We start from the raw sequence: 24,326 nt of genomic DNA, 5'->3' as shown, positions 1-24,326 counted from the left end.
CCACCCTGTCGCCAAGCTCACGTATCACTCGGGTTGGCAGGCCCTTAAAATTTGGATTACCTACTGGGTTACTTAACGGTAGTTAGCGTCAGTCATACAGCGTCTTTGGAGCGTGAGAGACCTTGGCCGGATCGGCTGATTTCGACCTGTACCGCCCGTCCGAGGAGCACGACATGCTCCGTGACGCGATCCGCTCCCTGGCCGAGGCGAAGATCTTGCCCTACGCCGCGGCGGTGGACGAGGAAGCCCGCTTCCCCCAGGAGGCCCATGACGCGCTGGTGGCCAACGACCTGCACGCGGTGCACGTACCGGAGTCGTACGGCGGCGCGGGCGCGGACGCGCTGGCGACCGTGATCGTGATCGAGGAGGTCGCGCGGGTGTGCGCCTCCTCGTCCCTGATCCCGGCGGTGAACAAGCTCGGCTCCCTGCCCGTGATCCTCTCCGGCTCGGAGGAGCTGAAGAAGAGGTACATGACACCGCTCGCCAAGGGCGAGGGCATGTTCTCGTACTGCCTCTCGGAGCCCGACGCCGGCTCCGACGCGGCCGGCATGAAGACGAGGGCGGTCCGCGACGGCGACTTCTACGTCCTCAACGGCGTGAAGCGCTGGATCACCAACGCGGGCGAGTCCGAGTACTACACGGTGATGGCCGTGACCGACCCGACGAAGCGCAGCAAGGGCATTTCGGCCTTCGTGGTCGAGAAGTCCGACGAGGGCGTCTCCTTCGGCGCCCCGGAGAAGAAGCTCGGCATCAAGGGCAGCCCGACCCGCGAGGTCTACCTCGACAACGTCCGCATCCCGGCCGACCGCATGATCGGCGACGAGGGCACCGGCTTCGCCACCGCGATGAAGACGCTGGACCACACCCGCATCACGATCGCCGCGCAGGCCCTGGGCATCGCGCAGGGCGCCCTCGACTACGCCAAGGGGTACGTCAAGGAGCGCAAGCAGTTCGGCAAGCCGATCGCCGACTTCCAGGGCATCCAGTTCATGCTCGCCGACATGGCCATGAAGATCGAGGCGGCCCGGCAGCTGACGTACGCGGCGGCGGCGAAGTCGGAGCGCGTCGCCGCCGGAGGTGGAGAAAGAGGCCTCACCTTCCAGGGCGCGGCGGCGAAGTGCTTCGCGTCGGACGTGGCCATGGAGGTCACCACGGACGCGGTCCAGCTCCTCGGCGGCTACGGCTACACCCGCGACTACCCGGTGGAGCGGATGATGCGCGACGCGAAGATCACCCAGATCTACGAGGGCACCAACCAGGTCCAGCGGATCGTGATGGCCCGCAACCTGCCGTAACCCGGCGCGCCGGAAACGCCCGTTCGCCCCTGCCCGGTCCATCGGGCAGGGGCGAACGGTTTCGCGGGGCGGACCGGCCGCTGTGCTCAGTTGCCGGTGACGGTGACCTTGTCGTCGTTCTTCAGCTCGTTCACCAGCGTCTTCACCTTCGTCTTGTCCCAGACGAGGTTGCCGCCGGTCGAGCCCGAGATCGGCATGTTCATCGACTTGCCGTCGCCGCCCGTGACGCCTTTCATCGCCCAGAACATGTCGGCCAGGTCGAACAGGCCCATGTCCTTGTCGACGATCAGGGTGTCGAGGCCCGCGCTCATCGTCGGGTACAGCTTGAAGGGGTTGAGGATCGTGCCCGGCGTCGCGGTCTGGCTCGCCAGCGCCGCGAGGAACTTCTGCTGGTTCTTCGTACGGTCGAGGTCGCTGCCCGCGAGGGCGTACCGGGTACGGACGAAGGCCAGGGCCTGCTCGCCGTTGAGGGTCTGCTTGCCCGCCGAGAAGTTGGCGCCGGACTTCGTGTCCTTCATCCCGCCCTTGGGGATGGTCAGCTCCACGCCGCCGACCGCGTCCACGATGTTCGCGAAGCCGGCGAAGCCGATCTCCACATAGTGGTCGATGCGCAGTCCGGTGTTGAACTCGACGGTACGGACGAGCAGTTCGGGCCCGTCCGTCGCGTACGCCGCGTTCAGCTTCGTGTGCTTGCCGGTGCCCTTGTAGGTCTTGCCGGACTCGGAGCCCACGAACGTCGGGATCTCCACGTCCGAGTCACGGGGGAGGGAGATGAGCGTCGGGCCGTTGTCGCCGGTGTGCAGGATCATCATCGAGTCGGTGCGCTTGCCCTCGGCGGACCCGGTGTGGAGCGCCTTCTTCTCCTCGCCCGACATGCCCTCACGGCTGTCGGAGCCGACGATCAGATAGTTGGTGCCCTTGCCCTCGTCCGGCCGGTCGATGACCTTCGACAGGTCGACCTGGCGGTTCAGTTTCCCGTCGGCCCAGAAGTACGTGCCGACGGACACCACGACGAGGAGTGTGACCACCGTGATCGCGGTCCACTTGATCCGCTTGCGCCAGTTCGGGGCGGAGCGGGGGCCGTGACCGCCGCTCCCCATGGCGCCGGGCCCGCCCGGCCCGCCGCCCTGGCCGCCGGCGTGCGGTGCGCCGCCGTAGACCTGGCCGGTGTTGTACCCGCTGTCGTAGCCGTTGCCGTAGGGGTCCTGGCCCTGGTCACCGGCGTACGGCTGCTGCTGCGGCACCCCGCCGCCGTACGGCGGGGCGGCCGGGTTCTGGCCGCCCGGGCCACCCTGGCCGCGCTGGACCTGCCGCATCACGCGCGCACCCTCGGGCTGTGCGTTCGCGCTGCCGCGTCCGTAGCGGTTGTTGCGGTTGTCGTCGGACCACGCGTCGGGCCAATCGTTCATGCGGACCAGTGTGCAGTGCCGGGCTGTGCCCGATACAAGGGTCGCAGGAATTTAGGAACAGGCCTGTTGCCAAGCTGACACAAATCGCCCAGGTGTACGTCCCGCATAGGGTGGACGCCATGACAGACCAGGCCACCGGGCCACAAGCGGCGCCCCCGGGCAAGCCGACCTCCGCCTCCCGGACCACCCTCAGCCACATCATGACGAACGCCGACACCAACCTCCTGGGTACGGTGCACGGCGGTGTGATCATGAAACTGGTCGACGACGCGGCGGGCGCCGTGGCCGGCCGGCACAGCGGCGGGCCCGCCGTCACGGCGTCGATGGACGAGATGGCGTTCCTGGAGCCGGTGCGGGTGGGTGACCTCGTCCATGTGAAAGCCCAGGTCAACTGGACCGGCCGGACCTCGATGGAGGTCGGCGTACGGGTCCTCGCCGAGCGCTGGAACGAGTCGACGCCGGCGACACAGGTCGGCTCGGCGTACCTGGTCTTCGCGGCGGTCGACGCCGAGGGCAAGCCGCGCCGCGTCCCGCCGGTCCTCCCGGAGACGGAACGCGACGAACGCCGCTACCAGGAGGCCCAGATCCGCCGCACGCACCGGCTGGCGCGGCGGCGGGCGATCATGGAGCTGAGGGAACGGAGAGCGGCGGAGGGCCTGGACGACTGATCACGGAGCGGAAACGGGTGGGCGGGTGGAAACCCGGCCCGGACCTCACCGGCCGCACCGGCCTCGCAGACTCACCGACACCCCACCTCGTCCCCCGTGGTCACCCCGAACTCCCCGACCCGGACCTTCCGCACGCCCTGATAGTCCGTCCCGACAGTCACCTTCAGCACCGCTCCCTGCCCCCGCACCACCCGCAGCGAACTCCCCGGCAACGCCGCCGCCAGCGACCTCGCCGAACGATCCCACCGGGGGTCGTACGCGATCACCGTCCGTACCCTCGCCCCGCGCTCCCGCGCGTTCACCGGCACCCGGGTCGTCCGGAACCCCGTCGCGGCCAGCGCCCGGTCCACCTTGCGCCCCAGGCCCACCGTGCGCGTCCCGTTCTCGACCTGCACACGGATCTGCTGCGGCGCCACCTCCACCCGCACCGGCGCCCCGCTCCGACCGCCGCGACCGCCCTTCCGTACCGCCAGCGGCTCGTCCTCCCGCAGCGCCCGGAACAGCCGCCCGGCCTTCGCGTCGTCCCACTTCAACGTCGAACCGATGCCCTTGACGGCGTACCCCATCCGCCCGATCGGCACGGTCGTGAACTCGGACGACGACGGGGAGAAGTTCCGCATGGCCCGCCCGAGGTCCAGCAGCTCACCCGTACCGAACTCCTTGTCCGCGCGCACCGACCCGAGCACCGCCCGGGTGATGTCCCGGAACTTCATCGGGTTCAGCAGCACCCCCGACGACGTGGACTGTGCGATCAGCGATCCCATGAAGCGTTGCTGGCGCTGCATCCGCCCCAGGTCGGAGGACCCGTCGGCATGCCGTGAGCGCACGTACTGCAAGGCCTCCCCGCCGTTGAGCTCATGCGCTCCGGCCGTCAGGTCGAGCCCGGTGTACGAGTCCTTCAGCGGCTTCGGCGTGCAGATCTCGACCCCGCCCAGCACATCGACCGTCTTCATGAAGCTGGTGAAGTCGATCTCCAGGTAGTGGTCGATCTTCACGTGCGTCATGTGCTCCACCGTCCGCACGGTGAGGTTCGGACCGCCTTCCGCGTACGCCGCGTTCAGCTTGATGACGTGGCCGCCGTGCCGGTGCCCGGTGGTCCGGTCGGTGTGCGGGGGCGTCACCGCGTACGAGTCGCGCGGCAGGCTGACCACACTCGCGCGCTCCCGGTCCTCCGAGATGTGCACGATCATCATCGTGTCGGTGCAGTGGCAGGGAGCCCCGCCGAGCCGGTACTTGCGCCGCTCGGCCTCGCTGATCTTCTCCCGGCTGTCCGTGCCGACCAGCAGCACGTTCATGCCGTGACCGGCCCGCGGACGGTTCTTCATGTCCTTGAAGGGGTCGACGCGGGCGATGTCGGCGTCGAGGCTGGTGACCACCGCGTGCCCGATCCCGGCCGCGGCGAGCACCACGACGGACAGCGTCGTCACCGCCCGCATGGCCCAACAGGGCTTCTTACGCCGTACGGGGGGACGCGGACGCCCTGACGACGGCCGTGGCCGGCGCTGCGGGGAACCGGGGGAGTGGGGGGATGCGGGGGACGCGGGCATGGGGGAACACCTCCGCGAAGGCAGGCCGGGGGAGGGGGAGTGGGCCGAACGTGGGATCCGTGAGCACCGTAGGCCCATACGATCTGCGGCCCGGGTCAGGGAGCGGGCGGCGCGCGTCGGTGTCCCCCGTTCGCGGTAACGTGAGCCCCCTATGAACGCCAAGCCCGACGTGCAGCTGCCCGCCGTGTCCGTGATCATGCCCGTCCTCAACGAGGAGCGGCATCTGCGCGGAGCCGTCCAAGCGATCCTCGCCCAGGAGTACGCGGGCGAGATGGAGGTCGTCATCGCCCTCGGTCCGTCCACGGACCGCACGGACGAGATCGCCGCCGAGCTCGTACGCGAAACGGCCGGTACGAGCAAACGCGTCCACACGGTCCCCAACCCGACCGGCCGCACGCCCGCCGCGCTGAACGCCGCGATCAAGGCCTCCCGCCACCCCGTCGTCGTACGCGTCGACGGGCACGGCATGCTCTCGCCCGACTACATCTCGACCGCCGTACGTCTCCTCGACGAGACCGGCGCGCAGAACGTCGGCGGGATCATGCACGCCGAGGGCGAGAACGCCTGGGAGCACGCGGTGGCCGCCGCGATGACCTCGAAGATCGGGGTCGGCAACGCCGCCTTCCACACGGGAGGCACGGCCGGCCCCGCCGAGACCGTGTACCTGGGTGTCTTCCGGCGCGCGGCCCTGGAGCAACAGGGCGGCTACAACGTGGAGTTCATCCGCGCCCAGGACTGGGAGCTGAACTTCCGGATCCGGGAGGCGGGCGGCCTCATCTGGTTCTCGCCCGAACTGCGGGTGTCGTACCGGCCGAGGCCCTCCGTGCGCGCGCTGGCCAAGCAGTACAAGGACTACGGCCGCTGGCGCCACGTCGTGGCCCGCTACCACGAGGGTTCCATCAACCTGCGCTACCTCGCCCCGCCCACCGCCGTGGTCGCGATAGCGGCGGGCGTGGTGCTGGGCGCCGCACTGACGCCGTGGGCGCTTCTGGTGCCCGGCGGCTACCTCGCGGCGATCGTGGCAGGCTCGGTCCCGGCCGGCAAGGGACTCTCCCTGAAGGCCCGGCTGCAGATCCCCGTAGCCCTCGCCACCATGCACATGTGCTGGGGCTGGGGCTTCCTGACAAGCCCGAAGTCGCTTGCCCGCAAGGTGATCGCGGCCCGTCGCCCGGCCGTGCTGGACGGCGCCAACGCGGCCTGAACACATACGAGTCGGGGCCTGCCGTCAGTCACTGACGGCAGGCCCCGACTCGTTTCCCCGCAACCGCTGTCGCAGCCCCTGTCGCCGTCTACCAGCGATAGGGCGAGTAGACCTCCATGCATGCGCCGGTGTCCGAACCGACCACCTTGTCCGCGGTGGCGGGCAGTTGGCCGGCCTTCGGCGCCGTCTGCTTCGGATACGCCTTGCCCTCACGCCAGTCGGCGCCCACGGTCACCGTCACACCGGAGACGTCCGTCGACTTCTTCACCGAACTCGCCGGGATTCCGAGGGACTTGGCGACGAGCTGGGCGTCGCCCGCCAGATCGGCGCTCGGGTAGTGCACGACCGTCTTCTCCACGGACAGCGAACCGGACGTGTCCGCCGCCGCGTTCGTGAAGCCCTTGCCCGACAGGATCTGACTGATCGCGGTCGCCCGGCCGCCGACCGCGGCGAGCGTGGCCGTCCGGGTGCCGTTCTGCACGAGCACACCGATCTGCCCGGGATCGGCCGCCGGGTCCGTCGAGGCCGTCGCCGAGGCCGCGGCCGTCGGAGCCTTCGTCGCGGTGGCGCCGCCCTTGTCGTCGAAGGCGATGTCGTCGCGGAGCATCGTCCACATCGTCTCGGCGTCCGCGTCGGCCGCCACCAGGTGGTTGGCGTTCTGGGGGTCCACGACGGTCGGCATCGTCGTCATCGTGATGCGGTCGGTCGGCACCGACTTGAGCTGCATGCCCAGGTCGTACAGCTCCTTGACCGTGCCCAACTCCTCGGACACCGTCAGGGACTTGGTGGCCGCCTCGGCCAGCGAGGTCAGCCGCGGGGCGTCCGTGAAGACGTTCTGCGACTTCAGCGTGCGGATCATCGAGTTCATGTACATGTGCTGGGCCTTGGCACGCCCCAGGTCGCTGTAGAAGGCATGCCGGGTACGCAGCCACTGCAGCGCCTGCTTGCCCTGGACCTTGTGCTTGCCTGCCGTGAGCTTGAGCCCGGAGCCGCCGGACACGTTGGGCAGCGGGCGGTCCCACACGTTCTGGTTCACGCAGACCTCGACGCCACCGATGGCGTCGGCCATCTTCACCACGCCCGCGAAGTCGATCGTCATCCAGTGGTCGATGTAGACCCCGGTCAGGTTCTGCCAGGTGGCCAGCGTGCAGCCGGCGCCGCCCCGGGCCAGCGAGGTGTTGATGATGTCGTTGGTCGCCGCGAACTGCTCACCGGTGTCAGGGTCCGTGCACTTCGGTATGTCGACCCGGGTGTCGCGCGGAATGCTCACGACGGCCGCGCTCTTGCGGTCCGCGGAGACGTGCATCAGCATCTGGACGTCGCCCAGCGGCGGGTTGTCGCGGTTGGCCTTGCCGCCGCCCAGGGACACGTTGGCGTCGGAACTGCGGCTGTCCGAGCCGATCAGCAGGATGTTCAGCGGAGTCTGCCCGGCCGCGTTCGGCTCGGTCTTCTCCGCCTTCGAGTCGCCGCTGCTGCGCTTGCCCTTCTGGATGTTGCTGTTCAGGTGCTCGTAGTACAGGTATCCGACCCCGGCGGTGGCGAGTATCAGCAGCGAGAGGGTCGCCGCCGACCAGCGCAGCACCTTGCGCTTGCCGGGCCGCCGCTGTCTCCCCGCCGGACCACCACCGCTACCGCTGCCGACACCGCTGTCGCCGTCGCCGGAGTCGCCCTCCTGCTCGTGCGCGCCGTCTCTCTGCCCCGGAACCCGAGCAGGCCGGACGCCCGGTCGCGTCCCCTCCCCGTGCACACTGCTCTGCGTCATTCCCCTGCCTCCCCACCCTTGCGCCGCCGTCGAACAGGCCTGCCTCGCGTCCTGTGAGACGCAAGGCAGGCCTGTCAGGTCAACCGGCGCACCAAAAACATCTGGCGCAGATGCCCATTAATCAATTCGGAGTGCTCAGCTGGCGCACTGCACCTTGTTCGCCGTGGACTGTCCCTCCACGGTCGGTGCCTTCGCCGGCGCGGTGAGCGAGACCCCGGCCCCCTTGAAGTCCTTGCCCAGGGTCAGCGTCATGGTGGGCAGCCCCTGGGAGTTCGTCACACTCTTTCCGGGCTTCATGGCCGAACCGGACAGCCCCATGATGGCGGCCAGCCGCCGGGCCTGGTCGGCCTGGTCGGGCGCGTACTCCAGCGTCGTCTTCGCGAGCTCCGCCGAGGCGTTGCCCGCGTTCTCGGACTTCGTCACGCCCTCATCATTCTGCAGGTAGTTAAGAGTCTCCTGTGCGGAGCCGGCGGCGGCACCGCCGTTCAGGATCTGCACCCGCACCTCGGAGGCGGCGGACTTGGTGCCCTTGAGGCGGGCGGCGACGGCAGCCGCCTCCTTCGCCTTCTGCTGCTTGACGGCCGTGAACGACACGTCGTTCGCGATCGCGTTGAACACCTCGGGAGCCGTCGGACCGACGACGACCGTCGCCCGGACCTTCTCCGCGGGGTTGTCCACCACCGGGACGGTCATGAAGGTGATGTTCTTCGTCGGCACCTTCTTGAGCTCCAGGGCGACATCCTTGAGCGTGGAGACCTTGCCGAGGCCGGTGTCCACGGTCAGCGCCTTGGTGGCCGCCTCCGCGAGCTTCAGCAGCTTGGCGGGGTTGGTCAGGGTGTCGCTGGAGGCCATCTTGCGCATCAGCGAGCTGAGGAACTGCTGCTGCACCTTGATCCGGTCCAGGTCGCCCTGGTTGCCGAAGCTGTGCCGCGTACGGACGAAGGCGAGCGCCTGCTCGCCCTCGACCGTCGACTTGCCGGCGGGCAGCTTCAGCTTCGACTCCTTGTCGTTGACGGCCTTGGTCACGCAGACCTCGACCCCGCCCACCGCGGTCGTCAGCGTCTTCACCGCGTTGAAGTCGGCCATCATGAAGTGGTCCGGCGAGATGCCCGTGACCTCCTTCACCGTGCGCATGGTGCAGCCGGGGTCGCGCCCGTCCTGCCCGAGGCTGGTGTTGAAGCGGACGCCCTGGGTGCCGGCGATGATCTTCTCGGACCCGTCCTCCTGCACGGTCGGACAGTCCGGGACGTCGACGATGAGGTCGCGCGGAATGCTCAGCGCGGTCGCGTTGGTCCGGTCCTTGGAGACGTGCAGCAGGATCGTCGTGTCCGCGTGCCCGACGCTGCCCGCGTCGCCGTAGGCCTCGTTGCCCGCACCGGTGCGCTTGTCCGTGCCGATGATGAGGATGTTGAAGGCCTCGTCCTTGCTGAAGCCGGACTTGGCCGCCGTACCGACGTCCGTGGTCTGGACGTTGCCCTCAAGGTGCTTGAGGTACCAGTAACCGCCCGCGGTGGCGGCTACCAGGACGAAGGCCATGGTGCCGCCCGTCCAGAGCAGCACCTTCTTGGCCTTCGACTTCTTCTTCTCCGGGGCCCGCGAGCGGCGCCGCCCGGGCAGCGGTTCCTCGGGCGCACCGCGACGCCGTCTCGGCGGCGGTACCTGCCCGGGGGAGCCGGGCACCCCGTAGGTCTCCCGCTCCTGCTCGCGCTCCCGCTCCGGTGCCGCCGAACGCCCGCGTCCCGCACCCGCGTTGGCAGGCGTGGCTCGACGAGGTCCCGGGACCGCTGATTGCGGTGCGGAGGGAGTCAGTCGCAGTTCGTATTCGCCGGTGCTCGGGTTGAGCACCCACTGGTCTGCGGGGTCGATGTCGTCCGCCCGCCCACGGCCTTGCGCGTCCACGGTTGTCTGCATCCTCCGTCGGGGCCACGCGGCGCCTTTCCCCCTCCAAGGCGCTCGGGTCTCTCGGTCTGCCGGTGTGCACACGACACGTGTCCTGACGCACCGGATCGCTCACACTATCCGTCCAGTTGGGCGTCAAGCGACGACGGTGACAAATTCCACGTCCCTACACCTGGGCAATCCACCCATTTTCTTGAACTAAAGCCCGCCGACTTGGCAAGCGCTTTACCCGCGGACGTCCCGAGCGGCCGTGTCGCCGCGAAAAATGGGTACGGGAACGGGTTCGGCGGGCGGGGTGAAGGAATCACCCTGAACCGGCAATTCCGCCGTGCCGGCGACCGGCTCGCCAAGCCGGTCGCGATGTGCGTCGTAGGCGTACGAATCCCGTGGAACAGTCGGGAACCGCACACGTTCGGCGGGAATGTCACGCATTCCGCGCACCAGTTCGCACAAACCGCGCAGACCGGCCAGGACGGGATCCGCGGTGGGCGAGGAAGTCATCGTTCCGCACCTTGTTGACGAGCGCCCCGAGTGCCCCGAGAAAACGCTGCCGCCGGTCCGTCCGGGCAGTGTCACTCCCCTTGCCGAAGGACTGCCGCGCCCGCACGCAGCCGAGTGCCTGCTCACCGTCGCGCGTCACCCGCGGCGCGTAGCCGTAACCCGCTCGTCCTCGACCCGCTTCGCCACCACGTCCTCACTCGCCCGCTCAAGATGCCGGCACAGCACCACGGACCCGCCGGTGGCGAGCGGTGAGTACAGCCCCGCGCTGACCCCGTCCCACGTGTCGTACCCCAGCCCCGACAGCAGTCGGGACCCCGGCCCCGTGAGCCCGAACCCCACCGCGTCCGCCGCGGCCCGCTCCACCACCTCCGCCGCCGTGAACTCCGCACCGGCCACGATCAGCGCCGCCGCCTCCGGATCGACGGGCGCGTACGGAGCGAAACGGTCCCCCTGCCCCGGCACCTCCACCGCGTAGTCGGCGAAGCCGGCCGGCGCCTGCGGGAACCGCCCTCCCAACGGCCGCAGCGCGAGCGCGATCCGCTCGCCGGAACACGCGCGCGCCGCGTCCAGCGTGTCGGGTCCGCTGACGACGATGTCGGCCGCACCGGGCTCGCCCGCCATGTCCGCGACGACACCCACCGACGAACACGCCAGCAGCCACACCGCTGTCTGCCAGTGCGCGGGCAGCAGCAGTGCGACCCGGTCGCCGGGTTCGGCGGACAGCTCGCCCTGGAGGAGATTCGCGGTCTTGGCCACCCAATTGGCGAAGGTGGCCACGGACAATTCCACGCGTTCGCCCGTGGCGTCGTCGTAGAAGGTCACCAGAGGGCGCGCGGGGTCTGCGGCGAGCGCGGAACTCAGCAGGTCGGCAGGGGTGCGGTCGGTGGCGTTCACCCGCTCAAGAGTACGCAGGGGCACGAGCGGCGGTGGCCGCGGGCCGACCGTCGGAGCCACCGGTTCGGGTGAACGCGCCAGATGGTCCGTCAGTTCATCGTTGGACAGATATGTATGACTATGTCCAGGATCAGGGGCATGCGTGGATATCTTTCTTCTTCCATCGGCGTCGCATGTGCAACAGCCCTGGCGCTCCCGTTGACCCTGCCCACGACCCCGGCCTCGGCCTCGGCGGGACCCGCCGAGGCGAGACCGGCACAGGTGGCCCCGGCGGCCCCCGCCGCTTCCGCCGTCCCCGGCAGCACCCAGTCGCTCCCGCTCGCCCCCCGCCCCGGCGACCGCACCCTCGGCCCGGCCGCCGAACAGGGCCTGTACCGTCCGGACGTACGGCACTTCTCGCTGGTCGGCGTCGTCTGGGACAACCCGGACACCGAACTGTTCGGCAAGGTCCAGGTCCGTACCCGGGAGGCCGCCGGCGGTCACTGGTCGGGCTGGCAGGACGTCGAGACGCACAACCACGAGCACGCGGCCGACCCCGACACCGCCGAACGCGTCTCGGGCCGGGTCCGCGGCTCCACGGCACCGCTGTGGGTGGGCGACTCGGACGGTGTGGAGGTGCGCGTACGGGCGGACGGCGCGGGAGAGGCGCCGGGCACCCGTTCGCCCCTCCCCGCGGGCATGCGCCTCGAACTGGTGGACCCGGGTACGTCACCCGCCGCAACCGTGCGGCAGCGCACCCGCGCCATGGGGGAGGCGGAGACCGGGCCCGCCCCCGCGTTCACGGAGTCGGCCGCGGCCAACGCGGACCTCGCCCCGCTCGGCGCCACCGAGATCCCGGCGCTGGACAGACGGCAGACGGAAGAAGAGGCGCTGACGCTGACACTGCGGAGCCAGGAGGCGGGGGCGCGGGAGCGACAGGTGAGGCCGTACATCGGCCCGCGCCCGCGGATCGTCACGCGTCGCGGCTGGGGCGCGGACGAGACGCTGCGCGAACCCGGTTTCGTCTTCACGAAGAAGGTGAAGGCGGCGTTCGTGCACCACACGGCCTCCGGCAACAAGTACTGGTGCTCGGACGTCCCGTCCCTCGTCCGAGGCATCTACCGCTACCACGTGGAGAGCAGTGGCTGGCGGGACATCGGCTACAACTTCCTCGTCGACCGGTGCGGAAACATCTACGAGGGACGTGCCGGCGGCCTGGCGAAGCCCGTCATGGGCGCGCACACGCTCGGATTCAACACCGACAGCATGGGGATCGCCGTTCTCGGAACTTTCGGCAGCTCCAAGCCGTCCAAAGCGGCAGTGGGCGCGATCGCCCGGCTGACCGCCTGGAAGCTGGGCCTGTACGGGGTCAATCCGAACGGAAAGACATACCTGAAGTCGGGTGGTGGCAATCTCTACCCAAAGGGAAAGAACGTACGACTGAACGCGATCTCCGGCCACCGGGACGGCTTCGCCACCGAGTGCCCGGGCCGGCTGCTCTACGGAAAGCTCGGCTCGGCGCGCAAGTCGGCGGCCAAATACCAGGGGCGCTGAGGACTTCGGCCGACCGGACGGCGTTCCGGTCGGTCCCGGCAGGAAGCAGGGACGACAGGTGACAGAAGCGATCCTCCTGGTCGGCGGCAAGGGCACCCGGCTGCGTCCGCTCACCGTGCACACCCCGAAGCCGATGGTCCCGGCGGCCGGCGTCCCCTTCCTCACCCACCAGTTGGCGAGAGCGAGAGCGGCGGGGGTGGAGCACATCGTCCTGGCGACCTCCTATCTGGCCGAGGTCTTCGAACCGCACTTCGGTGACGGCTCGTCGCTCGGCCTCCATCTGGAGTACGTCACCGAGGACGAACCCCTCGGCACCGGCGGCGCGATCCGCAACGTGGCCCCGCGTCTGCACTCCGCCCCCGACGACCCGGTCCTCGTCTTCAACGGCGACATCCTGACGGGACTGGACATCAGGGCCCTCGTCCGCACCCACGAGTCGACGCGGGCGGACGTCTCGCTCCACCTGACCCGCGTCACGGACCCGAGGGCCTACGGCCTGGTCCCCACGGACGAAACAGGCCGGGTGACAGCGTTCCTGGAGAAGCCGCAAACCCCTGAGGAGATCGTCACCGACCAGATCAACGCGGGGGCGTACGTCTTCCGCCGTTCGGTCATCGACACGATCCCGGCAGGCCGCCCGGTATCGGTGGAGAGGGAGACCTTCCCGGAACTCCTCTCCATCGGCGCCCACCTGCAAGGCCTGGTCGACTCCACGTACTGGCTCGACCTGGGCACTCCGGCGGCCTTCGTACGAGGCTCGGCGGACCTGGTCCTGGGCCGCGCCCCGTCCCCGGCGGTCCCCGGCCGCTGCGGCGACCGTCTGATCCTCCCCTCCGCCCGGGTGGCCCCCGACGCCAAGGTGACCGGCGGCACTGTCGTGGGCGAGGGCGCGTTCGTGGCGGAGGGGGCACGCGTCTCGGGCAGCACGATCCTGGCGGGAGCGGTGGTCGAACCGGGCGCGGTCATCACCAACTCCCTGATCGGCACGAGGGCCCGCGTGGGCGAACGCTCGGTCCTCACGGGCACGGTGATCGGCGACGGCGCGGTCATCGGCGCCGACAACGAACTGAGGGAGGGCGTACGGGTGTGGTGCGACGCAAGAATCCCAGCGGGCGCGCTCCGCTTCTCGTCGGACCAGTAGACATCGCCCACCCATCCCCCCACCCATCCACCCGCCCCCACCACTCCTGCGGCCCAGGCCGTTCAAGGCCGGAGGGGACTCAGAGCCGCCCGATGTCCCCCTTGGGCATCCGCGGCCCCCGCCTCCCCGGCGTACGCCCACTCAGCAGGATCAACCGAGCCGCCCGGTGCCGCTGCCCCGCATACGGCTCCAGCAACGACAACATCACCTCGTCGTCCGCATCCCGATCCCCCGCCAACGCGAACCCGACGATCCCCGGCAGATGCAGATCCCCCACGGTCACCGCATCCGCCGCCCCGTGACTCCGCTGCACGACCTCCGCCGAGGTCCACGGCCCCACCCCGGGAACCAGCTCCAGCCGGGCCCGCGCCCGCTCCGGATCCAGCGCCACGGCCTCCTCAAGCCGCCCCGCGACCCGAACCGCCCGCAGAATCGTCGACGCCCGCTTGTCGTCGACCCCGGCCCGATGCCACTCCCAGGACGGAATCAGAGCCCAGTCCCGGGCCGCCGGCACCACGAACAACCCTGGGGGCAGGCCTTCGGGCCCAGGCGCAGGCTCTCCGAACTTCCGTACGAGCAACCGCCAGGCCCGATAGGCCTCATCGGTCGTGACCTTCTGCTCCAGCACGGACGGGATCAGCGACTCCATGACCAGTCCGGTCCGCGTCAGCCGCAGCCCCGGCCGCCGGTGCCGCGCGAGCGCGACAATCTTGTGCCGAGGCGCGAACGCCTCGGGATCGTCGGCCGCCCCCAGCAACTCGGGCAGCCGCTCCAGCAGCCACTCGGCCCCGGGCCCCCATGCCTCCCCCCGGACCACCCCGTCCCGCAGCGCGACCCGCAACGTCCCGGCCCCGGCGGGCGTACGGCTGGCCCGCCACACGGACCCGTCCGGCGCCACCCGGAACGTGGGGTCGCCCGGCCCCCGCCGCAACGGCCCCAGAACCAGCCCGAGGTCGAGCGGCACACCGGGCACCCAGGTCCGTGTCCGCGCCGGCCCGTCAGCCTGCCGGGGCACCCCACCGGGCACGACGACATGCCCACCCCGCACGGTCGTACGAGTGGGCCGGGAAGGCCGAGAAGCGAACCGTCCTGCCACGAACCGTTCCTAGCACGCGAAGAACCCAGAAGAAACGAACCCTGCGCAGGGGGACGCCCGCCGTCCCCCACCCCACGACACCTCACCGCACCTCGATGAACGCCCCCGCATCCCGATCCACCCGAGCCTGCGGTGCCTGAGCCGGATGCCCGACCGCGACCGCCCCCATCGGATCCCACCCCGCAGGCAGCCCCAGTACCTCCCGGACCACATCCCGGCAGAACATCGTCGACGACACCCACGCGGACCCGAGCCGCTCACCGGCGAGCGCGACAAGGAAGTTCTGCACCCCGGCACCGGCCGCGACGACGAACATCTCCCGCTCGGCCCCGTCCCGCCGGGCGTCCCCGTACGTGTGCGACCCGTCCATCACCAGGCAGGGCACCACCAGATATGGCGCCGCCCGCAGCACATCCCCCCGCCGCACCCGCTTCTCGACGGACGCCTCGCTCTTCCCGTCCCGCCGCAGGTCCGCGATCCAGGCGTCCCGCATCGCGTCGAGCAGTTCGGTCCGCGAGCGCTGCGACTCCAGCAGTACGAAGCGCCAGGGCGTCGTGTGATGAGGAGCGGGCGCGGTCACCGCCGCGGCGACCGCCCGGCGTACCGCCCCGGGGTCGACGGGCTCGTCCGTGAAGGCCCGCACCGTACGCCGCTGGGTCACCGCCTCCCGTACGGCCTCCGACGTACCGAGCCGGAACATGTCGTCGCGGGCGTCACGCACCAGGGCCCGGGCACCCGCGCCCTCACCGTCGTCATCGCCCTCGAACACCACATGCGGCAGCCCGCGCACGACGGCGACGGGCAGCCCCGAGGCCTTGCCCTTGACCAGATCCCCGGCTGCGGCCAGCTCATCGGCGGTCGCCACGACCGTCGCGGAGAGCGGATTGCCGTACGCGTCGGTGCCCCCGCGCAGATCGTCGAGCACCCGCACACCCGCGGCGCCGATCGCCACGTCGGTGAGCCCCGCGCGCCAGGGTCGCCCGAAGGTGTCGGTCACGACGACCCCGACGTTGACGCCCAGCGCGTCTCTCAGCCCGTCCCGGACCGCACGCGCGGACGCGTCGGGGTCCTCGGGCAGCAGCAGCACTGTCCCGGAAGGCGTGTTGGAGGCGTCGACACCGGCCGCGGCCATCACCAGCCCCTGCCGGTTCTCCACGATCCGCAGCGGCCCGCGCCGGGCGACGACCCGCACGGTCTCGGCGTCGATGGCGGCCTCCCGGTCCGCCGCCTCGACGACACGTCCCTCGGCCTTGGACACGATCTTCGAGGTGACGAGCAGTACGTCCCCGTCGAGCAGCCCGGGCTCGGCGGCGGCGACGAGCTTCGCGAGATCGTCCCCGGGCTGAACCTCGGGCAGCCCACCCACGGCCCAGACCCGATATCCCTCACCACTGCCACTGCCACTGCCACTGCCACCGGTGCCGGTGGCACTCCCACCGGAAAGCTCGCTGCTCAAGCGCCCCGCACCTCCTCCGCCAGCGCGAGCGCCTCGCGCGCCATCTGCGCCGACGCCTCCACGTCCGTCATCATCAGCGGCACGGCACGGCAGCGGATGCCCGCCGTCTCCACCCGCTCCACCGCGCCCGCGTCGACCGTGTCGACGAGCCAGCCGTCCAGCAGCCCCGAGCCGTAGTGCTCGGCGACCGCCGCCGCGGTGGCCTCCACGCCCACCGCCGCGAGCACCTTGTCGGCCATCCCGCGCACGGGCGCGTCCCCGACGATGGGGGAGAGGCCCACCACGGGCACGCCTGCCTCGGCGATCGCCTCACGGATGCCGGGCACCGCCAGGATCGTGCCGACGGACACCACCGGGTTGGAGGGCGGGAAGAGGATCACGTCCGCGTCGGCGATCGCCTCCAGGACTCCCGGTGCCGGCTTCGCCTGCTCCGCGCCGACCGGCACGATGGCCTCGGCCGGTACGGAGGCCCGCAGCCGCACCCAGTACTCCTGGAAGTGGACGGCCTTGCGCTCGCCGTCCACCTCGACGGCGACATGCGTCTCCACGCGGTCGTCGGACATCGGGATGAGCCGCACCCCGGGCTTCCACCGGTCGCACAGCGCCTCGGTGACGGCGCTCAGCGGATAGCCCGCGCCGAGCATCTGCGTCCGCACGATGTGCGTGGCGAAGTCCCGGTCGCCGAGACCGAACCACTCCGGCCCGACGCCGTACGCCGCGAGCTCCTCCTTCAGACGGAAGGTCTCGTCGGTCCTGCCCCAGCCCTGCTCCTCGTTGATACCGCCGCCGAGGGTGTACATCACCGTGTCGAGATCGGGGCAGACCTTCAGCCCGAACAGGTGAATGTCGTCCCCGGTGTTGCCGATGACGGTGATGTCCGCGTCCGGCACGGCCCGCTGAAGACCGCGCAGGAACCGGGCACCGCCGATGCCGCCTGCCAGAACCACAATGCGCATGCGGACAAGTCTTGCAGGCGGGTACGACAACGCGTCGACCGGTCGCCGGGCCCGGTCAGAAGACCCGCGGTCAGCCCTTCTGCTCAGTCCCTCTCGGTCCCTCTCAGCCGGTCACGGCCGCCGACGGCGCGCAGCGCGCCGAGTGCATCGGCATCTCCGTCAGGCCCGGGTAGTAGACGTGCAGGCTCACGGCCGGTTCGAGGCTGTCGTTGACCACCTCGTGGACGTATCCCGGAGCGAACACCCTCCCCCACTCTCGGCTTCGCTCGACCGGGGGGACCCCCACCGCCCCCGCCCCCAACGCGCGCGTGCCACGCTCCGTCCGTTCGGTGAGCCGGCCGTCCAGGACCGTCAGGACGCCCGAGGAACCGCCGTGGTCGTGCAGCCCGCTGCCCTGCCCGGGGACCCACGACAGCAGCCACACCTCGTAGCCGGGGCCGGTGCGCAGCCGGTGGTACCAGCGTGAGGTCGCGTCGTACTGGACGAGGTGGGCCCACTGGGAGCGGTCCGCGGCGATGGTGCGGGCCAGGCCGACGAAGTCGGCGACGGTCGCGGGGTGCTCGCGCGGCGCCCGGAGGAGGTGCGGTACTTCGAGGATGTCGCCGGCGATCTGGAGGTCGCTGTCGCTGTTCATGGAGTGCGGAGGTCCTCGGCGGGAGAAGTGTGGGGGTTGGCTGGGTGTCGCGTACCGTCCGCCCGGGTCACGGGCGGGAAAGGCCTCGCCCTGGTGTGGGCTTCGGGGAAAACAGCAGCCGAGTCGCGGTGGACTCAAAGGCAGCCGGAGCGCGTTGGGCTCAACAGCTGGAACAGCAACAACAGCTACAGCGAACAAGGTCAGCACCGAGGGACCGCGCGGGGCGGGTCGAGGTGGGTACCGAGTTCGCGAGCATGCCCACAAGGACATCGGTTCACACCTTCACTGTCAACTCGACGCCCGGTATGTGGGACATGTTTCACCACATCCGGTTCATCTCCCAGGTGAAAGGTTTGTTCGCCCGGCTTCAGGGACACATGGCGCACAACCAGGCGCACGAAGCTCGGAACGCGATCGAACTTCTGGGCGTCCTCTCCCGTACAGGCGCTGTGCGGGGGTAGTCGTCCCCCGGGGCCTCCTCTGCCTGTCAAGGTTTATGCCGATTTGAACACTTTCCGCATGGCCTTGGTTCCGCAGAGTGAATAAGAGGCCCAATAGCAGATCTCGGCTTGACTCGCCCGGAGCAGCACACTTGTAATTTCACTCGTGTCGTTCGGCCGATAACGGTCAACGGCAACCTCACGGGGACGCGAAAGACAGACGAGGGGCGCACATGACCGAGACGGTGCAGCAACTGCTGGTCGACGACGCGGACGAGGAACTCGGCTGGCAGGAGCGCGCGCTGTGCGCCCAGACCGACCCCGAGTCCTTCTTCCCCGAGAAGGGCGGCTCGACCCGCGAGGCCAAGAAGGTCTGCCTCGCGTGCGAGGTCCGCTCCGAGTGCCTTGAGTACGCCCTCGCGAACGACGAACGCTTCGGCATCTGGGGCGGCCTGTCCGAGCGGGAGCGCCGCCGTCTCAAGAAGGCCGCGGTCTGAGGCGTACGGCACCGGGCACCACGTAACGCAGCACACGGCAACGCGGTACACGGCAACACAGCACAACGAACGGCCCGTCGCGGGTGGGGTTGTCCACAGGCGGCGGGCCGCCGTGCTGCCCAGCCGATAGTGTGGCTGTTCGTCCGAGACGCCCCGCCGCTCACAGAGGGCACAGGCGTCCACCACAGTCCACCGAACCGGGGCCCGTACCTCGATGTCCGCGCACAGCCACACGGCAGCCGACTACGGCACAGCCACCACGCCCGAGTTCCCGCGTCACGTGGTGACCGCGGTACTCGTCTCCCACGACGGCGCCCGCTGGCTGCCCGAGGTGCTCGCCGGGCTGCTCGGGCAGGAGCGCCCGGTGCAGAACGTCATGGCGGCAGACACCGGCAGCGCGGACGACTCCGCCCAGCTGGTCACCGAAGCCCTCGGCGCCGACCGCGTCCTGCACCTCGCCCGCCGCACCGGCTTCGGCCAGGCCGTCGAGGAGGCCAACCGCACCGCGCCCGTCCTCACGCCGGACGAGCTGACGTACCTGAAGCGCCCCAGCGGCTGGGACCCCGTCACCCGCAGCTGGCGCGACGACGCGTACGACATGCCCGAGCTGCCCCACGGGGAGCCGGTGCAGTGGCTCTGGCTCCTGCACGACGACTGCGCCCCCGACCCGGACGCCCTGGCCCAGCTGCTGCGGGTCGTGGAGCACGAGCACGAGTTGGGCCGCGGCGACGACATCGCGGTCGTCGGCCCCAAGCTGCGCGGCTGGTACGACCGCAGACAGCTCCTCGAAGTCGGCGTCACCATCGCCAACTCCGGCCGCCGCTGGACCGGCCTGGACCGCCGCGAGCAGGACCAGGGCCAGCACGACCACGTCCGCCCGGTGCTGTCCGTGTCCACCGCGGGCATGCTCGTACGGCGCGACGTCTTCGACGAACTCGGCGGCTTCGACCGCCGGCTGCCCCTGATGCGCGACGACGTCGACCTGTGCTGGCGCGCCACCGCCGCCGGCCACCGGGTCCTCGTCGCCCCCGAGGCGGTCGTACGGCATGCCGAGGCGTCCTCCCGCGAGCGCCGCACCGTCGACTGCGTGGGCCGCACCTCCGCGTCCCCGCACAAGGTCGACAAGGCCGGCGCCGTCTACACCCTGCTGGTCAACAGCCGTACGGCACAGCTGCCCTGGGTGCTGCTGCGCGTGATCCTCGGCACGCTGGTGCGCACGGTGGCGTATCTGGTCGGCAAGGCCCCCGGACAGGCCGTCGACGAGATCCGCGGCCTCCTGGGCACCCTGCTGCGGCCCGAGCGGATCATCGCCGGGCGCCGCCGACGCGGTGCCGCCCAGATCGACAAGGGCGAGCTGCGGGCCCTGTTCCCGCCGCCCGGCGCCACCGTGCGGGCCACCATCGAACAGGTCGCCGGCGACTTCGGCGGCCGGTCCGACCCCGAGGTCACCTCCGGCGCGGGCCGGCACGGCGGCGCGGTCGAGTCCGGGCCCGGCGGTGACGACGCCGACTTCCTGGAGGTCGAGCAGTTCGTCCGCCTCAAGCGCATCGCCCGCAAGCCCGGCCCGGTGCTCTTCCTCGTCCTCCTGCTCGTCTCGCTCGTCGCCTGCCGTGAACTGCTCGGCGGCGGTGCCCTCGTGGGTGGCGCGCTGCTGCCCGCGCCGGCCGACTCCGCCGAACTCTGGGCGCGCTATCTGGACGCCTGGCATCCGGTGGGCGCGGGCGACACCTCGTCGGCGCCGCCCTATCTGGCGCTCGTCGCGATGCTCGCCTCCACCCTGTTCGGCTCGGCGGGCCTCGCGGTCACCGTCCTTTTGATCGCCTCGGTGCCGCTGGCCGGCTTCACCGCGTACTTCGCCTCCCGCCCGCTCGTCGAATCGCGGCTCCTGCGCGCGTGGGCGGCAGTCGTCTACGCCTTCCTGCCCGCCACCACCGGCGCCCTGGCGGGCGGCCGGATCGGCACCGCCGTACTCGCCGTCCTCCTGCCGCTGATGGCCCGCGCGGGCATCGCGGCCAGCGGTCTGGCGCATGCGTCGGGAGCACGCGGCAGCTGGCGCGCAACCTGGGCGTTCACGCTGCTGCTGACGATCACCACCGCCTTCACACCGATCGTGTGGCCCATCGCCCTGCTGCTCGGTCTCGCGCTCCTCGTCGTGCGACGGGCCGAGATCACCGCCTACGGCCCGCGCTTCCTGGCCCAGTTCGGCGTGCCCCTGCTGGTGCTGGCCCCCTGGTCGCTGTCCCTGCTCCCGTTCGGCTTCTTCCAGGAAGCCGGCCTGGAGTACGGCTCCGGATCCGCGGGCGCCCTGGACCTTCTCAGCGCCAGTCCGGGCGGCCCCGGCACGGTCAGCGGGCTGATGCTCATCGGCGTCGTGCTGGCCGCGCTTGCCGCCCTGCTGCGCACCGAGCGCCAGTTCGGCATCTGGACCGCCTGGACGGTCGCCCTGCTGGCGCTCGTCTTCGCGGTCCTCTCGAACAGCTCGACGTGGGCCGGACCCGCCACCCTCGTCTACGGCCTCGCCCTGCTGGCCGCCGCAGCGCTCGGCGCCGACGGGGCACGCTCGCGCGTGGCCGAGCAGAGCTTCGGCTGGCGTCAGCCGGTCGCCGCGCTGATCGCGTTCGCCGCCGCGGCCGGCCCACTGCTCCTCGCCGCCGGCTGGATGATCGGCGGCGCCGACGGACCCCTGGAACGGCGCGACCCCGTCCAGGTGCCCGCGTTCGTCGCCGAGGAGAGCGGCACCCGCGACCAGGCCCGCACCCTGGTCCTGGCCGGCGACTCCACCGCCCGCATCGGCTACACCCTCGTCCGCGGCTCCGGCGCCCGGCTCGGCGACGGCGAACTCGCCGCCGAGAGCGGCGAGAACGAACTCCTCGACAAGGTCGTCGCCAACCTCGTCGCGGGCTCCGGTGCCGACCAGGCCGACGAACTCGGCGGCTTCGCCGTCCGCTACGTCCTCGTCCACAAGGGCGCGCCCCGCCAGGTCGGCCGTGTCCTCGACGCCACGCCCGGCCTGAGCAGGCTCAGCCAGAAGGACGGCGGCGCCCTGTGGCGGGTCGACCAGCAGGTCTCGCGCGCGACCATCGTCCCGGCGTCCGGTTCCGGCGCCCCGCTGCCCGTCGCCGCCGGACCCGTCGACATCCACACCACGATCCCGGCCGGCTCCGGCAGCCGCGTCCTGCGCCTCGCCGACTCCGCCGACGAGGCCTGGACGGCCACCCTCGACGGCAGGCCCCTCACCCCCACCACCCTCGACGGCTGGGCCCAGGGCTTCGAACTTCCCTCCTCCGGAGGGAAGCTGGACGTCACCTTCGACACCCCGATCGGCCACACCGCCTGGCTGTGGACGCAGGGCTCGCTCGCCGTCGTCCTGGTCGTCATGGCCCTGCCGGGCCGCCGCCGGGACGTCGACGACGACCTCCCCGAGGAGGAGCGCGCGATCCCCGCCCAGGCCACCACGGGCGAGGGCCGCCGCGCCCGCCGCCTGCGCGCCCAGGCGGAGGCCGACCAGCCCGAACAGGCCGACGACCAGGCCGAGTTCCCCTCCACCACCCCTCCTCCTCCGGAGGAGGCCCCGGCCGCGATCCCGCAGCAGCAGCCGTACGGCGACGAGTGGAACACCGCGGCCTACGCGGGCACCCAGTACGACGGCTACAGCGCCGACCAGTACCAGGCCGCCCAGCAGTACCCGCCGGGCACCTACGACCCGGCGTACCAGGGGGATCCGTACCAGAGCGGCCAGTACGACCCGTACGCGTACGGCGGTTCGCCGCAGACGACGGCGTACGACCAGACGTACACCCAGGGTTACGACCCCGCGTACGACCCGGCGCAGCCGCAACAGCCACAACAGCCGCACCCCCAGGGTGAGCACCCCGACGGGAGCCAGCAGTGAACCGCACCACCATCTCCCTGCTCGCCGGAACGACCGCGCTCGCCGCCGTCACCGGCTTCGCCTCCCTCAGCACACCGGACGCGTCCGACGCGGGCACGGCCAAGGCCGCCGCCCAGCTGCCCGTGGAGCGCACGAGCCTGCTCTGCCCGGCCCCGAGCACCTCCGACCTCGCGGAGACGGCGTACACGTCCTTCACGCCCGTCACGGAGGGCACCGGGACCGACGGCAAGGCCGAACTGGCCGCCGCCACCGGCGCGAAGGGCGGGGCGAAGGCCGGCAAGCCCGTGCTCACCCCCAAGGAGCCCGGCAAGCCCGTCACCGGTGACACCTCGGGCGGAGACACGCCCGCGTTCGTCGGCACCGCCGAGGGGAAGTTCGCACCGGGCTGGACCGTCCAGGAGACCACCGAGGTCGCCGCGGGCACCGGACGCGGCCTGCTCGGCGTCAACTGCACCGTCCCGGACACCGAGTTCTGGTTCCCGGGCGCCAGCACCGCCGCCGACCGCACGGACTACGTGCACCTGACCAACCCGGACGACTCCGCCGCGGTCGTCGACATCGAGCTGTACGGCAAGGACGGCGTCCTCAAGTCCGAGGTGGGCGAGGGCATCACGGTCCCGCCGCGCGGCAGCGAGCCGATCCTGCTGTCCACGCTCACCGACGGACCGCAGGCCGACCTCACCGTCCACGTGAGCGTGCGCAGCGGCCGGGTCGGCGCGGCCGTCCAGGCACTGGACGCCAAGACCGGCGGCGACTGGCTGACGGCGTCCACCGAACCGGCGGGCAGCCTGGTCCTGCCGGGCATCCCCAAGGACGCCACCTCCGTGCGCCTGGTCGCCTTCACACCCAGCGACAGCGACGCCGACCTGAAGGTGCGCCTCGCCTCCCCGACCGGCCTGATCACCCCGGTCGGCAACGAGACGCTGCACATCAAGGCGAGCATGACGGCCGCCGTCGACCTCGGTGACATCACGCGCGGCGAGGCGGGCTCCCTGGTGCTCACCCCGACCGGCACATCGGTGCCGTTCGTGGCCGCCCTGGAGGTCGTACGCGGCAAGGGCGCCAAGCAGGAGACCGCGTTCATCCCGGCCACGGGCCCGGTCTCCGCGCGCGCGACGGTCGTCGACAACACCGCCAAGGGCACCACGCTCTCCCTCACCGCCCCGGGCGGCGCCGCCCGGGTCAAGGTCACGGCGTCCGCGGGCAGCGAGGGCGGTACGGCGGCCACGAAGACGTACACGATCAAGGGCGGCACCACCCAGGACGTCGAACTCCCCGTCCCGGCCGGGCTGAAGGGCACGTACGCCCTGACGGTCGAGCGGGTCTCCGGGGGATCCGTCTACGCGTCCCGGACCCTCGCGGCCCCGGCGGACGGCATCCCGGCGTTCACGATCCAGACGCTGCCGGACGACCGGGGCACGGTGGCGGTACCGGACGCGGAGCAGGACCTGTCGGTCCTGCAGAAGTGACCGGCGACGGACCTGGGAAACCGGGAAACCGGGGAA

The 24,326-nt window shown here is 71.0% G+C and carries 17 protein-coding genes and 1 pseudogene; 8 read left to right on the top strand and 10 right to left on the bottom strand.

The window, feature by feature from the left end; all coding sequences use genetic code 11:
- The first annotated feature begins 122 nt into the window (after window positions 1-122).
- On the top strand, window positions 123-1,295 hold the full coding sequence (locus tag OG595_RS16115) for an acyl-CoA dehydrogenase family protein (RefSeq protein WP_329272634.1): 1,173 nt from the start codon (window positions 123-125) through the stop codon (window positions 1,293-1,295).
- Between the two features lie 86 nt (window positions 1,296-1,381).
- Here OG595_RS16115 and OG595_RS16110 read toward each other — a convergent pair whose 3' ends face one another.
- On the bottom strand, window positions 1,382-2,704 hold the full coding sequence (locus OG595_RS16110) for an LCP family protein (RefSeq protein WP_329272631.1): 1,323 nt from the start codon (window positions 2,702-2,704) through the stop codon (window positions 1,382-1,384).
- 119 nt (window positions 2,705-2,823) lie between these two features.
- Here OG595_RS16110 and OG595_RS16105 point away from each other — a divergent pair, with 119 nt between their 5' ends.
- Window positions 2,824-3,372 carry an acyl-CoA thioesterase gene (locus OG595_RS16105; protein ID WP_329272629.1) on the top strand — a complete coding sequence of 183 codons (549 nt, stop codon included), beginning with the start codon at window positions 2,824-2,826 and terminating at the stop codon, window positions 3,370-3,372.
- Window positions 3,373-3,443: 71 nt separating this feature from the next.
- Here OG595_RS16105 and OG595_RS16100 read toward each other — a convergent pair whose 3' ends face one another.
- Window positions 3,444-4,919: an LCP family protein gene (locus OG595_RS16100; RefSeq protein WP_443073048.1), complete on the bottom strand. Its 1,476-nt coding sequence runs from the start codon at window positions 4,917-4,919 to the stop codon at window positions 3,444-3,446.
- Between the two features lie 151 nt (window positions 4,920-5,070).
- On the opposite strand from OG595_RS16100, the gene OG595_RS16095 reads away from it, so the two are divergent.
- The gene (locus OG595_RS16095; RefSeq protein WP_329272625.1) at window positions 5,071-6,120 is read left to right on the top strand and encodes a glycosyltransferase family 2 protein; all 1,050 of its coding nucleotides are present in this window, start codon (window positions 5,071-5,073) and stop codon (window positions 6,118-6,120) included.
- A gap of 88 nt (window positions 6,121-6,208) precedes the next feature.
- On the opposite strand, the gene OG595_RS16090 is transcribed toward OG595_RS16095, so the two are convergent.
- The 4 genes and pseudogenes from OG595_RS16090 to OG595_RS16075 form a co-directional block, all read right to left on the bottom strand.
- Entirely contained in the window at window positions 6,209-7,882 is a 1,674-nt protein-coding gene (locus OG595_RS16090) for an LCP family protein (protein WP_329272623.1), read from the bottom strand.
- 135 nt (window positions 7,883-8,017) lie between these two features.
- Window positions 8,018-9,781, bottom strand: coding sequence for an LCP family protein (locus tag OG595_RS16085; RefSeq protein ID WP_329282924.1), 1,764 nt, complete (start codon window positions 9,779-9,781; stop codon window positions 8,018-8,020).
- 225 nt (window positions 9,782-10,006) lie between these two features.
- A pseudogene (locus OG595_RS16080) lies at window positions 10,007-10,430 on the bottom strand (LCP family protein); the annotation flags it as partial.
- Complete coding sequence (locus tag OG595_RS16075; protein WP_329272620.1) at window positions 10,418-11,176, bottom strand: TIGR03089 family protein; 759 nt, start codon at window positions 11,174-11,176, stop codon at window positions 10,418-10,420. The gene OG595_RS16075 and the pseudogene OG595_RS16080, both read right to left, overlap by 13 nt.
- 120 nt (window positions 11,177-11,296) lie before the next feature.
- Between OG595_RS16075 and OG595_RS16070 the strand changes: the two genes are divergently transcribed.
- Window positions 11,297-12,709 carry a peptidoglycan recognition protein family protein gene (locus OG595_RS16070; RefSeq protein WP_443073047.1) on the top strand — a complete coding sequence of 471 codons (1,413 nt, stop codon included), beginning with the start codon at window positions 11,297-11,299 and terminating at the stop codon, window positions 12,707-12,709.
- Between the two features lie 58 nt (window positions 12,710-12,767).
- Window positions 12,768-13,850 (top strand): NDP-sugar synthase, encoded by a 1,083-nt coding sequence (locus OG595_RS16065; protein ID WP_329272614.1) that lies wholly within the window; start codon window positions 12,768-12,770, stop codon window positions 13,848-13,850.
- A 79-nt stretch (window positions 13,851-13,929) separates the two neighbouring features.
- Here OG595_RS16065 and OG595_RS16060 read toward each other — a convergent pair whose 3' ends face one another.
- The 4 genes from OG595_RS16060 to OG595_RS16045 all read right to left on the bottom strand — a co-directional run bounded on the left by OG595_RS16060 (window position 13,930) and on the right by OG595_RS16045 (window position 17,992).
- Entirely contained in the window at window positions 13,930-14,946 is a 1,017-nt protein-coding gene (locus tag OG595_RS16060) for a DNA-3-methyladenine glycosylase family protein (protein ID WP_329272612.1), read from the bottom strand.
- A gap of 82 nt (window positions 14,947-15,028) precedes the next feature.
- Window positions 15,029-16,402, bottom strand: a complete 1,374-nt coding sequence (locus OG595_RS16055) for a coenzyme F420-0:L-glutamate ligase (protein ID WP_329272610.1) — start codon at window positions 16,400-16,402, stop codon at window positions 15,029-15,031.
- The gene (cofD, locus tag OG595_RS16050; protein WP_329272607.1) at window positions 16,399-17,358 is read right to left on the bottom strand and encodes a 2-phospho-L-lactate transferase; all 960 of its coding nucleotides are present in this window, start codon (window positions 17,356-17,358) and stop codon (window positions 16,399-16,401) included. Before cofD ends, OG595_RS16055 begins: the two co-directional genes overlap by 4 nt.
- A gap of 103 nt (window positions 17,359-17,461) precedes the next feature.
- A complete protein-coding gene (locus OG595_RS16045) occupies window positions 17,462-17,992 on the bottom strand; it encodes a cysteine dioxygenase (protein WP_329272604.1) in 531 nt (176 codons plus the stop codon).
- A 673-nt stretch (window positions 17,993-18,665) separates the two neighbouring features.
- Here OG595_RS16045 and OG595_RS16040 point away from each other — a divergent pair.
- From OG595_RS16040 to OG595_RS16030, 3 genes are all read left to right on the top strand, one after another.
- Entirely contained in the window at window positions 18,666-18,929 is a 264-nt protein-coding gene (locus tag OG595_RS16040) for a WhiB family transcriptional regulator (RefSeq protein WP_010034659.1), read from the top strand.
- Between the two features lie 214 nt (window positions 18,930-19,143).
- Complete coding sequence (locus tag OG595_RS16035) at window positions 19,144-22,821, top strand: glycosyltransferase family 2 protein (RefSeq protein ID WP_329272602.1); 3,678 nt, start codon at window positions 19,144-19,146, stop codon at window positions 22,819-22,821.
- Window positions 22,818-24,290, top strand: a complete 1,473-nt coding sequence (locus OG595_RS16030; protein WP_329272600.1) for a DUF5719 family protein — start codon at window positions 22,818-22,820, stop codon at window positions 24,288-24,290. The genes OG595_RS16035 and OG595_RS16030 overlap by 4 nt, the downstream gene beginning before the upstream one ends.
- The last annotated feature ends 36 nt before the right edge of the window (window positions 24,291-24,326 follow it).

This window comes from Streptomyces sp. NBC_01451 (genome assembly GCF_036227485.1).
GTDB lineage: Bacteria > Actinomycetota > Actinomycetes > Streptomycetales > Streptomycetaceae > Streptomyces.
The sequence above is the reverse complement of the archived record's forward strand: the minus strand, read 5'-3'. Positions and strand labels throughout refer to the sequence as shown.